Consider the following 11,873-nt stretch of genomic DNA (forward strand, 5'->3'; position numbering starts at 1 on the left):
GATTCGCGGATGTGGGAGCGCACACCGGACACGATTTCCGCTCGTACCTCCCTGATCGAAGTTCTCGGTCGGGTTGGTGGGTCGCCCGCTCGGCGGAACCTCTGGCCGACTCTCCGTCCGGGAGGCCCGACATCGGGTAGCGAGTGCCGGAGCGTGATTTCATTCCGGCATGATTGTTTCCGGGCAACGCGTGACCCGCGGCCCGGCTCCCATCCGACGACGATCAACGAGGTGATCCGTGGCTCCGCCGAACCTGACCCGCCAACAGGCAGAGCAGCGCGCCGAACTGCTGCGCGTGCACTCCTACGCGATCGAGCTCGACCTGTCCGACGGCGCGGGCGGGGAGAACGTGGAGGTCTTCGGATCGAAGACGACCGTGCGGTTCACCGCCCGGCAGGGCGCCACCACGTGGATCGATCTGATGGCCGCGCGGGTGCACCAGGCCTCCCTCAACGGCGTGGACCTGGATCTGTCCGACTACGACGAGGAAACGGGGATCGCGCTCCCCGACCTGGCGGAGCAGAACGAGCTGGTCGTACGCGCCGACTGCTACTACACCAACACCGGTGAGGGGCTGCACCGTTTCGTCGATCCCGTGGACGGCGGGGTGTATCTCTACAGCCAGTTCGAGACGGCCGACGCCAAACGGATGTTCGCCTGCTTCGACCAGCCCGACCTCAAGGCGAGTTTCCAGCTGACGGTGACGACGCCGAGCACGTGGCGGGTCGTTTCGAACTCCCCGGGCGCGATCACCGCTTCCAGCGAGACCCGCGTCACGCACACCTTCGAGGCCACGCCCCCGATCTCCACCTACCTGGTGGCGCTGGTGGCGGGCCCCTACGCGGAGTGGCGCGACGTCTACAGCGGCCCGGAGGGCGAGATCCCGCTCGGGCTCTACTGCCGTGCCTCGCTGGCCGAGCACCTGGACCCCGAGCGACTGTTCACCGAGACCAAGCAGGGATTCGGCTTCTACCAGCGGGCGTTCGGCGTGCCCTACCCGTTCGCCAAGTACGACCAGTGCTTCGTGCCCGAGTTCAACGCGGGTGCCATGGAGAACGCGGGCTGCGTGACCTTCCTGGAGGACTACGTCTTCAGGTCGAGGGTCACCGGGTACTTCTACGAACGCCGCGCCGAAACGGTGCTGCACGAGATGGCGCACATGTGGTTCGGCGACCTGGTCACCATGCGCTGGTGGGACGACCTCTGGCTGAACGAGTCCTTCGCGACCTGGGCCAGCGTGCTCGCGCAGTCCTCGGCCACCGAGTACACCCACGCCTGGACGACCTTCGCGAACGTGGAGAAGTCCTGGGCCTACCGGCAGGACCAGCTGCCCTCCACGCACCCGGTGGCAGCCGACATCGAGGACCTGCAGGCCGTCGAGGTCAACTTCGACGGGATCACCTACGCCAAGGGCGCCTCGGTGCTCAAACAGCTGGTGTCCTACGTGGGGCTGGAGAACTTCCTCAGCGGGTTGAAGATCTACTTCGACAGGCACGCCTGGGGCAACGCACGGCTCTCCGACCTGCTCACCGCGCTCGAGGAGGCGTCGGGGCGGGACCTGTCGTGGTGGAGCGCGCAGTGGTTGGAAACCACGGGGCTCAACACGGTGCGCCCCGAGTTCGAGACCGACGAGCGGGACCGCTTCACCGAGTTCACGGTGCTGCAGGGACCCGCGAGTCCGGGCGAGGGCGAGTACCGCACGCACCGCATCGCGGTGGGCGTCTACGACGACGACCCCACCACGGGCAAGCTGGTCCGCACGCACCGGGTCGAGCTCGACATCTCCGGTGAGCGCACCGACGCCCCCGAGCTCGTCGGAGTACCGCGCGGCAAGCTCGTGCTGGTCAACGACGACGACCTGAGCTACTGCACGATGCGGCTGGACTCACGGTCGCTGGCCACCCTGGTGGAGCGGATCGCCGACATCGACCAGTCGTTGCCGCGCGCGTTGGGCTGGTCGACCGCCTGGGAAATGACCAGGGACGCGGAGCTGCGGGCGCGCGACTTCGTCAGCCTCGTGCTCGGCAAGGACAGCGACGGCGGCATCGGAGGCGAATCCGAGATCGGCGTGGTGCAGCGGGTCCTGATGCAGGCGCGCACGGCACTGGGTGCCTATGCCGATCCCGGTTGGCAGCCGGAGGGGTGGCAGCGCTACACGGATCGGCTGCTGGAGCTGGCACGTGCCGCCCGGCCCGGTTCGGACAACCAGCTCGCCTTCGTCAACGCGTTGACGGCCGCGAAGCTCGACGAGGACAAGCTCACGTTGCTGCGCGGTTGGCTCGACGGTTCGCGGGTGCTGGAAGGATTGGTGGTGGACACCGACCTGCGCTGGCAACTGCTGCACGCCCTGGTGGCACACGGCGCTGCGGACGAGTCCGAGATCGACGCGGAGCTGGCAGCGGACTCCACCGCCACCGGCAGGCGGCGCGCGGAGCGCGCGCGTGCGCTCGTGCCCACCCCCGAGGCCAAGGAACGGGCGTGGCAGCGAGCCGTGCACGACGACGAACTGCCCAACGCCATCAACGAAGCGATCATCTCCGGGTTCCAGCATCCCGCCCAGCACGAGCTGTTGCTCCCCTACGTGCGGCGTTACTTCGACGAGATCGACGAGGTGTGGCAACGGCGCTCCAGCGAGCGGGCACAGCCGACGGTGATGGGGCTGTTCCCCTCCTGGTCCGTGGATCCCGGGACGGTCGAGGCCGCGGACACCTGGCTCGCCGGAGAACACCCCTCGGCCCTGCGTCGCCTGGTCTCGGAGGGCCGTGCCGGTTTGGTGCGCGCGCTGGCGGCGCGCGAGTTCGACCGCTCCTGAGCGGAAGCAAGCACGGGTGGCCGGGCCCGCGAAGCCTCCTTCACCGGCCCGGCCACCCGATTTCCGGTGCGAGGACACGCCGCTGCCCGCTCCCCACCGGACGGCACCGCCACGAGCACGCCCTTCCGGGTGGCATCCGGCGAAGATCACCCAGTCGCAGGATCACCGCGCGTAGGCTTGTGATCGCGCACCGTCCAACACGTCGTGGAGCGGCCGATGCCCGAGCTGATAACCGCCATCGCCACGCTGTTGTGGCCGCTGATCACCCTGCTGGTGCTGCTGCTGTTCCGACAGGCGATCGGAAGAGTGCTGCGTACCGCCGAGAAACGCGAGCTGGAGTTCGAGGTGGGCGGGCAGCGGCTCACCTTCCACGAGCTCAACGATCAACAGAACGAGATGATCCAGGACCTGCAGCGGCAACTCAGCATCCTGAGCAGTCGACTGGACGAGCGGGAAGCGGTGCCGGCGGGCACGGTCCCGGGCAGGGGCGGGGACGGGGCGAGCACGCCCGAGGAACCCTCCGGGTGGGAACTGGACGGCGATCCCGAGTCGGCCGAGCTGCCCCCGGTACAGGCACCGGTGGGTCCGGAACCGTTCGCCGTGCTGTGGGTCACCGATCGCGCCCAGAGCCACGCGCTGCTCGTGGAGCAGCTCCGCAACAACGGGGTACGGGTGACGATCACGGCCACCACGTCGGAGGCGGTGGCCGAAGTGTCCAAACGGCCCTACCGCGTGGTGGTTTCGGACATGGCCCGCAAGGAGGACGGGCAGTGGATCACGGACGCGGGCCTGGCGCTACTGCGCGAGCTGCGCGACCTGGGCATGGAGATACCGGTGATCGTCTTCGGCACGCAGCGCGGGCAGCTGCAACACGCCAACCAGGCTCGCCAGCTGGGCGCCGTGGCCACCACGTCGTCGTCCTACGAGATGTTCCGACACTTCCAGAACTTCGGACTGCTCTGAGCGTTCCCCGCCGTCACCGGGACTGGATCGTGATCGGGTGTTTCGGCACACCCCGGGTGTTCCGGCGAGTCCGCCGCCGGAACACCCGGAGCCGCGGCCCGAAGCCCTTCCAGTGGAAATCGGGGCCTTCCGTGGAAACCGGGTCAGTGATGCTCACCTTCGGTTTCGAACTCGGTTCCGGCCGCGTCGGAGAGCATCCGCAACGCGCTGATGAGTCCGTCGATCAGGTCACCCTCCTTGAAGGAGGCGACCATGTTCATCACGGCCAGGTTGCAAGTGCGGTCGGGTACCCGCCGATAGGCCTGTTCGCCGGTGACGATTTCCAGACAACGCTGGGCGGGCGAGACGGCGATGAGCACACCGCGCGATGCGCGGCCGCCCAGGCCGGCGTGGATCTGCTCGGCACGATCACGGGTCCGCTCCCCCAGCCCACCGAGGTAGATCGCGAATTCGAGCCCGGTCGTGCGGGTGGAAAGTGTCAACGCCTCATCCAACCGCGCGAGCTCTCCCGGGGAGAACGGCAGTTTCGGGCGCTCCGGCTCGATACGGCGCGCGATCGACAGCCGACCACCCGCGGTAAGAGCGTGTCCCGCCTCGAGTTCGGCCGGGTTCACGTCCGCCGCTGTTCGGGTCATCTCACCAGTTGCCACGAGCGCCTCCCCTTGCGGTACCGGTCTCCGACTCGGACTCCGCGTGTTCGGTAGGTGGGCTGCTGGGGCTCACACCGGCAGGGTTCGCCACCCACAGCACCGACGGGAAGTTCCACTCCCCGTTGGGGCGGTAACGGGCACGGAACAGTCTCGGCCACAGCACCATCAACATGACGAGGCCGTAGACAGCCGCCGGTATCACGGCCAAGACGAGTACGGTCTGCACGACAGTCACACCAGCACGGTATCCGATTTCCCCCACTAGCGGTCGACTACCTGTGCTTCCTGCCTCACCCACTGGGAAAACCTCGCCCTGTTCCCGGCACAACCGGTCCGTGACGCCGTGAAGTAATCGCGCGGTCACGAAATACACACCACGACCGACACCATTCCTTGCCCCCGGGCATCTTCGGTGCTGCTTTCGCCCCATTCGGAACCGCCATTCGGAGCCGAACCGGACGGCCGCTCGGAGGGGTCGAGTTGGCGGCTTGTACCGGACAGTTTCCGATTCTAGATTTCACCTGTATGGATCTTGCGTAATTGATCGCATCCATGACAGGAGCAGTTCCGAACACGTGAGGAAACAATGATGACCATCGAAACCGGGAACAGCGGCGCCAATTCGATCTTTCCGTGTGACGGATTCATCTCGCATGAATACGCTGCGTACACGAAACAGGTGATCCGAACCGGGACCGGGACCGGAAACCGGCTCCGGACTGGGGTGCGAATCAGTGGCAGGGAAGGCGTGCGGATCAGCGGACGCACCGGGGTGCGGATCAGCGGCAGGAGCGGCGTGCGAATCAGCGGACGCGCGGGAGTACGGATCAGCTCCCTGGGCGGGGTGCGGATCAGCGGCCGTCATCGAGGAGTACGGATCAGCGGCAGCCACGACTCCCGCGAGGCGGACTCCGGCGCGGGCGTGCGGATCAGCGGCAGCACCGGAACGGGCGGAGCGAGCGAACGCCGACCTGTCACGCCGCGCTGCGCCGAGCGGCGCTGCGCCGAGCGGCGAAGGGGCGGGTGGCAACCGCTCGCACCGGCGGGAGGCACACCGCGACCCGGGCAGAGCCGCGGTGCTCATGGGGACGGGCCGAACATCGAGAACGACGGCCCGCCTCACCGTTCAGTGTGATGCGACCTCGCCGAGATAGGGCAACCACATCGGATCGGGGTCGCTCGCGCCGGCCAACAGCCGCCAGTGCCTGCCGCGCGGCGCCTTCGGCGTCTCCGGAAGGCGCCACCCCAGCTCACGAAGCGTCCGATCGGCCTTTCGATGATTACACCGCGTACAACAGGCCACACAGTTCTCCCAGCTGTGTGCACCACCCCTGCTCCGAGGAACCACATGATCGATGGTCTCCGCACGAACGCCGCAGTAAACACAGCGATGGTTGTCCCGCAACATCAAGGCGGAACGGGACAGCGGAACCCGCCCGCGATAGGGAACGTGCACGAACCGGCTCAGTCTGATTACCGAGGGAACCTCGATGCTGTGCGTCGCCGAATGCAACATCGATCCAGCGGAATCACCGTGCACCACTTCGGCCTTGCCGCAGACGATCAACACGATCGCCCTGCGCACGGGCAGTGCGGTCAACGGTTCGAACGTCGTGTTCAGTAGTAGGACCCGCCGCTTCGGCCAAGCGCCCACGCCCTCCGATCTGTCGGCGGAGGCCGACAGCCGGTGACCCCGCTTACGTCCGGCAGGACGCGCGGGGGCGCGGGGCGGCGCCGCCTTCGGAGCGCCGCACGGGATCGGTTTTCGGTCGGGCACTCGACCACCTCCACCGTGTATGTGCATCAGTCGAACACAGAACCCGCCCGGAACGCACGTGTGATCCGCGCCGCACGACCGACCGGATATCGAAAATTCGACGACGAGAAGGCAACACGATCGGAAATGTACGGTTATCCGTGGCGACGAGGCCACTCCGATCATTCGGAACCAATCGATTCGGCACGCCACCGACCGCCCGTGTCATGTGAACGGACGAACGTTTTCGATACCCGTATCGTCCAGGGAGTGAACGAGGTTCAGTCATTGCCGGAGTCATATCCGAACGCGCATCGCACGGACACGATGGAAACGCCGCACGGGCTCGAGGTGCGCGATCCCTACCGCTGGCTGGAGGACCCTTCGGACCCGGCCTGCGAGGCGTGGTCACGTGAGCAGGACCGGCTCACCGACGCGTGGCTGCGCGGCCTGCCCCGGCGCGAGGAGATCGCCGAGCGGCTGAGCGCACTGCTGCGCACCGGGTCGGTGTCGGCGCCGGTGTGGCGCAACGGCCGCTCGTTCTTCACCAGACGGGAGAGCGACCAGGAGTTCCCGGTGCTGTTCGTGCGTGAACCGAGCGGAACGGTCCGACAACTGCTCGACGTGACCGAACTCGATCCGTCCGGGCTGACGACGCTGGACCGGTGGACTCCCAGTCCGGAAGGGGACCGACTCGCCTACCAGGTCTCGAGCGGCGGGGACGAGGAGTCGCTGCTGCACGTGCTGGACGTGACCACGGGCGAACTGCTGGAAGGTCCCATCGACCGGTGCCGCTACTCCTCGGTGGCCTGGCTTCCCGGCGGTGCCGAGTTCTACTACGTCCGCAGGATCGCCCCCGAGCTGGTCCCCGAGGACGAGCGACAGTTCCACCGCCGGGTGTGGCTGCACCGGGTGGGAAGCGACCCGGACGAGGACGTGCTGGTCCACGGCGAACAGCTGCATCACACCTACTTCTACTCCGTGAGCCTGTCCCCGGACGGTAGCTGGCTGCTGGTGCACGGCAGTCCGGGAACGGCACGTCGTGATTCGCTGTGGATAGCGGACCTGCGAAACGGTGAGCGCGTTCCCGAGCTGCGACGCGTGTTGGACGACGAGCAGGGCGTGCGGGCGAGCGCTCGGGTGGAACCGGACGGGTGGATGTACATCCGCACCACGCTGGACGCCCCGCGCGGCAGGCTCTGCGTCGCCGATCCGGACCGTCCGGACCCGACCGACTGGACGGAGCTGATCCCGGAGGATCCGGAATCGGTGCTGGAGACCTCGCGTTGGCTCGACAGCACGGGGTCGGATCCACGGCTGGCCGTGTTGCGCACCGCACACGCGGTCTCCGAACTGACACTGCACGACGCGGGCACCGGCGAGCTCCGTCGTGCGGTGCCGTTGCCCGGCACCGGCCAGGTGACCACGGTGAACACGGTGGACACCCGGACCACGACCGGACGTGACCGCATCTGGCTCGGCTGGACCGATTTCGCCACTCCACCGTGCGTGTACTCGTACTCGGTGGCCACGGACGAGACGGAGGCGGTGGAACACGCCCCCGGCCAGGAGGCCGTACCGGAGATAACCAGCACCCAGCTGAGTTACAGCTCGGCGGACGGCACCACGGTACGGATGTTCGTGCTTGCTCCCGCCACACCACCGCCCGGGCCACTGCCCACGCTGCTGACGGGGTACGGCGGTTTCGCACTGTCCAGGGAACCCGCCTACACCCCCAACGCGCTGGCGTGGGTAGCCGCTGGCGGCGTGTGGGCGTTGCCCTCGTTGCGCGGTGGTGCCGAGGAAGGGGAACAGTGGCACCGAGCGGGCATGCGGGAGAACAAACAACGCGTTTTCGACGACTTCCACGCCGCGGCCGAGCACCTGATCGAGCGGGGCTGGACCACCTCGGACCAGCTGGCCATCAGCGGTGGCTCCAACGGCGGGCTGCTCGTGGGGGCGGCGCTGACGCAACGCCCCGAGCTGTACCGGGCAGTGGTCTGCTCGGCGCCGCTGCTGGACATGGTGCGCTACGAGAAGTTCCTGCTCGGCAGATTGTGGAGCGAGGAGTACGGCAGCGCCGAGAATCCCGAGGAACTCGAATGGTTGCTGTCCTACTCGCCGTATCACAACATCGACGAGGCCACCGAGTACCCGGCGGTGCTGCTGTCGGTGTTCGAGTCGGACAGCCGGGTCGATCCGATGCACGCACGCAAGATGTGCGCGGCACTGCAGCACGCGACGAGTTCACCACCGGACAAACGCCCCGTACTGCTCCGGCGCGAGACGGAGGTGGGGCATTCGGCACGTTCGGTCTCCCGTAGTGTGGGCATGGCGACCGACCATTTCGCGTTTCTCGCGGAAGCCACCGGACTCATCCGGAAGTAGCAGGTCAGCGGCGGGTGCTTCACAGGAGCACCCGCGCTCGCATCGTGGACGGCGGGGCGTTCACGAAGCTCGCTCGACAACGCCGGGCGCACCGGCCCACCCGTCGGATCGCCGAAGCGCACGTGTGGGAGGCCCCACTCGTACGCCGACCGTGAAGAACTTTCCAACGTCCGCGTGGAGCCCCGAAACCATGACGACCACGTTGCCCCTGGCACAGTCCCACTGCTCGGACGATTCGAGCCGATGGTGCGAGACCGTCTTCGACTGGACCAGCAACGCGTGGCTGGCCAACTACTCGGAGATGCTGATCGCCACCCCGCTGCGGATTCTGCTGATCGTCGTGGTGGCGTTTTTGACTCGCTACATCCTGCACCGGATCATCACCAGGCTCAGCCGCACCAACGGCGAGGCACCGAAGCTGCTGCAGCCACTGCGGGAACGGCGTGGCGAGGCGGTATCGGGCGAGACGCTGGCCGAGCAGCGGAGCCAGCGAGCACGAACACTGGGCTCGGTGCTGAAGTCGGTGATCAGCTTCGTGGTCTTCGTGTTCGCGGGTTTCTACGTGCTGCGACAGTTCGGCGTGGATCTGGCACCGTTGATCGCCTCGGCCGGAATCGTCGGTGTCGCGCTGGGGTTCGGCGCGCAGAACCTGGTGCGCGACTTCCTGTCCGGCATGTTCATGATGATCGAGGACCAGTACGGGGTCGGCGACTGGGTGGACCTCGGTGAGGCCGGCGGTACCGTGGAGACGGTGGGACTGCGAGTCACCACGCTGCGCGACATCAACGGCACCGTCTGGTACGTGCGCAACGGCGAGATCCTGCGGGTCGGCAACTCCAGTCAGGGCTACGCGGTCGCGGTGGTGGATCTGCCCGTGGCACACAGCAGTGACGTGGCGCGCGCGCAGGAGGTGGCGCAGTCGGTCGCGGCCTCGGCGGCACAACTGGAACCGCTCTCCAAGGACGTACTGGAGAAGCCGGAGATGCTCGGTATCAACCAGATCACCTCGGATACGATCACGCTGCGGTTGACCGCCAAGGTGCGTCCGGGACAGCAGTGGGCCGTGCAGCGCCTGCTCCGCGCCGAGATCAAGCGGGCCTACGACGAGGCGGACATCAAGCCGCCCTACCCGGCTGGGCGCTTGATGCCGGAACCAGGCGAACAGCAGTGACGTCGAAGCCTCCCGAGGAGGGCATGTGAGCACTCCGGAAACCTTCTACGACGAGGTAGGTGGCGAGGCCACCTTCCGAGCCATCGTGGCCCGCTTCTACGAGGAGGTCGCCAAGGACGAGCTGCTCAGACCGCTGTACCCGGAGGAGGATCTCAGCGGCGCCGAGCAACGGCTGCGCCTGTTCCTGATGCAGTACTGGGGCGGCCCGCAGACCTACTCGGAGCAGCGCGGGCACCCTCGACTGCGGATGCGGCACGCCCCCTTCAAGATCGGACTCGCCGAGCGTGACGCCTGGCTGCGCTGCATGCGAATCGCCCTGGACGAGGTGGAGCTGACGCGGCAACAGCGTGACCGGCTCTGGCAGTACTTCGAGATGGCCGCACACAGCATGGTCAACTCGTGGTTCTGACCTCGTGGTTCCGACTCCGCGTCGGCACGAGGCGGTCGACCAGCTCACCGTTTGTTCCGGGCGAACACCCGGTCGGCTCAGGACCGTCCACCACCCCACGACCTCGCTGCGTATCCTGATCAGGCGTGCTCGGTCGCCTCCGCTTCGAAGTGATCGGTCCTTTCGGGCAGGTCCACACCGGACCGCCGTTCTCCGGTGATCTCCCCAGCGACGACGGGCGGCGGTGGGAGTGCTGGAATACCCGGCACGACACCGCGGCAGAGTTCGCGGTATTACGGTTATCGACAACATCGACACCGGAGACCGGCGTCGCAGCCGGCGTCCGGGCGCATCGGCCTCGTCGCCGGACACTCGGCTACGGTGGCCGGACGCAGTTAAGGGGTGACCACTGTGCGCCGCTGGACAGAACAAGACGCCCCCGCCCAGGAGCGGCTTCCCTGGTGGTGGGACGCGACGCACTACGCGATCGACGTCCGACTGTTCGCGGATTCCGACGGTGACGGTGTCGGCGATCTGGACGGGTTGCGCAACCGGCTGGGGTATCTCGAACTGCTCGGCATCGACACGGTGTGGCTCACCGGGGTCGCGATGACCGGTGTGGGTCCCAACATCGGTGAACCGCGGCAGGCCGCCGCGATCCTGGAGTCGTTCGAACACCTGACCACGGCCGCCCACGACTGCGATCTGCGGGTTACCCTCGACATCGGTGCGGACATCTCCGATCTCCGGCAGCCCCGGGCGCAGCAGGAGCTGGTCCGCACGCTGCGATTCTGGACCGACCGGGGGGTCGACGGTTTCCGCCTCGCCCTCTCCCGTCGTGGTGCGTACTCCGGTGGCCCCGACGCCGAGGGGCTGGATCCGGAGACCTCCCGCGCCATCAGGGCGGCGCTGGCGGAGGAGTCGGACAGGCTGATCGGCTCTCTGGTGGAGGAGCAGCAGTCCAGCCGGGGGGTGTGGGACGTCGATTTCAACCGATCCCTCGCGGAGGCGGAGTTCGAGGCGGGTGAGATCCGGGAGGCGATCAGCAAGGAACTGGCCGCCTGCCGGGAGTTCGGAACGCGCCCCGGCTGGATGGTTTCCGGCCGGAGCACCCCGCGACAGGTCACCCGGTACGGCGGTGGTGAACTCGGTCGTGCGCGTGCGCAGGCGATGTCACTGGTGACGCTGGCGCTGCCCGGAGTCGTGTGCATCGACAGCGGGGAGGAGCTCGGGCTGCCCGAGGTCATCGACTCCGACGCCGAGAAACGCCCCGGCGAACTCGTCGGTGCGCGGGTGCCGATGCCGTGGGAGGGCAACGAGCCACCGTACGGCTTCAGTGCGACCCCGACCTCCTGTCTACCGGTACCGGCCGACTGGCGGGAGCTCACGGTCGAGGCACAGTTGGAGAGCGCGGATTCCACCCTGTCGCTGTACCGTCAGGAACTGGAACTGAAACGCACCGCTCCCGCGGAAGCCGGTGTCGGCGAGAGCTCCGGCACCGCGGGGCTCTTCGACGAGGACACCGTGGAATGGTACGGAGCCCCGAGCGGCTGCCTGGCGTTCCGACGGGGCGTGGGCGGAGTGATCTGCGCGCTGAACACCTCGGAGCAACGGGTGCCACTCCCCCCGGGAGAGCTCCTCCTTTCCAGCACTCCGCTGGTGGACGGGCAGCTACCGCCGAACTCGGCGGTGTGGCTGACCGCGAACTGACCGGGTTCGCCCGCGGTATCGACGACCGGTGCGGT

9 protein-coding genes are annotated in these 11,873 nt (G+C 67.5%); 6 read left to right on the top strand and 3 right to left on the bottom strand.

Annotated features, from left to right (window positions below; all coding sequences use genetic code 11):
* Window positions 1-238 precede the first annotated feature (238 nt).
* Together pepN and BM394_RS07140 are read left to right on the top strand one after the other, a co-directional pair.
* Window positions 239-2,812 carry an aminopeptidase N gene (gene pepN, locus BM394_RS07135; protein ID WP_092975647.1) on the top strand — a complete coding sequence of 858 codons (2,574 nt, stop codon included), beginning with the start codon at window positions 239-241 and terminating at the stop codon, window positions 2,810-2,812.
* A gap of 216 nt (window positions 2,813-3,028) precedes the next feature.
* Window positions 3,029-3,775, top strand: a complete 747-nt coding sequence (locus BM394_RS07140) for a response regulator (RefSeq protein ID WP_092975650.1) — start codon at window positions 3,029-3,031, stop codon at window positions 3,773-3,775.
* 143 nt (window positions 3,776-3,918) lie between these two features.
* Here the strand turns inward: BM394_RS07140 and BM394_RS07145 are convergent, their stop codons facing one another.
* The 3 genes from BM394_RS07145 to BM394_RS07160 all read right to left on the bottom strand — a co-directional run bounded on the left by BM394_RS07145 (window position 3,919) and on the right by BM394_RS07160 (window position 6,202).
* Window positions 3,919-4,425: a DUF5130 family protein gene (locus tag BM394_RS07145; protein WP_092975653.1), complete on the bottom strand. Its 507-nt coding sequence runs from the start codon at window positions 4,423-4,425 to the stop codon at window positions 3,919-3,921.
* Window positions 4,412-4,660: an aa3-type cytochrome oxidase subunit CtaJ gene (gene ctaJ, locus BM394_RS07150; protein WP_092976281.1), complete on the bottom strand. Its 249-nt coding sequence runs from the start codon at window positions 4,658-4,660 to the stop codon at window positions 4,412-4,414. Before ctaJ ends, BM394_RS07145 begins: the two co-directional genes overlap by 14 nt.
* Window positions 4,661-5,551: 891 nt before the next feature.
* Window positions 5,552-6,202, bottom strand: coding sequence for an HNH endonuclease (locus BM394_RS07160; RefSeq protein WP_342752652.1), 651 nt, complete (start codon window positions 6,200-6,202; stop codon window positions 5,552-5,554).
* A 249-nt stretch (window positions 6,203-6,451) separates the two neighbouring features.
* Here BM394_RS07160 and BM394_RS07165 point away from each other — a divergent pair, with 249 nt between their 5' ends.
* The 4 genes from BM394_RS07165 to BM394_RS07180 all read left to right on the top strand — a co-directional run bounded on the left by BM394_RS07165 (window position 6,452) and on the right by BM394_RS07180 (window position 11,838).
* Entirely contained in the window at window positions 6,452-8,569 is a 2,118-nt protein-coding gene (locus tag BM394_RS07165; RefSeq protein ID WP_245780030.1) for a prolyl oligopeptidase family serine peptidase, read from the top strand.
* A 190-nt stretch (window positions 8,570-8,759) separates the two neighbouring features.
* Window positions 8,760-9,740: a mechanosensitive ion channel family protein gene (locus tag BM394_RS07170; protein WP_092975664.1), complete on the top strand. Its 981-nt coding sequence runs from the start codon at window positions 8,760-8,762 to the stop codon at window positions 9,738-9,740.
* 25 nt (window positions 9,741-9,765) lie between these two features.
* Window positions 9,766-10,149, top strand: coding sequence for a globin (locus BM394_RS07175; protein ID WP_092975668.1), 384 nt, complete (start codon window positions 9,766-9,768; stop codon window positions 10,147-10,149).
* 390 nt (window positions 10,150-10,539) lie between these two features.
* Window positions 10,540-11,838, top strand: coding sequence for an alpha-amylase family glycosyl hydrolase (locus BM394_RS07180; RefSeq protein ID WP_245780031.1), 1,299 nt, complete (start codon window positions 10,540-10,542; stop codon window positions 11,836-11,838).
* The last annotated feature ends 35 nt before the right edge of the window (window positions 11,839-11,873 follow it).

Origin of the sequence: Actinopolyspora lacussalsi subsp. righensis, from assembly GCF_900116555.1 — a bacterium.
GTDB classification, from domain to species: domain Bacteria; phylum Actinomycetota; class Actinomycetes; order Mycobacteriales; family Pseudonocardiaceae; genus Actinopolyspora; species Actinopolyspora lacussalsi.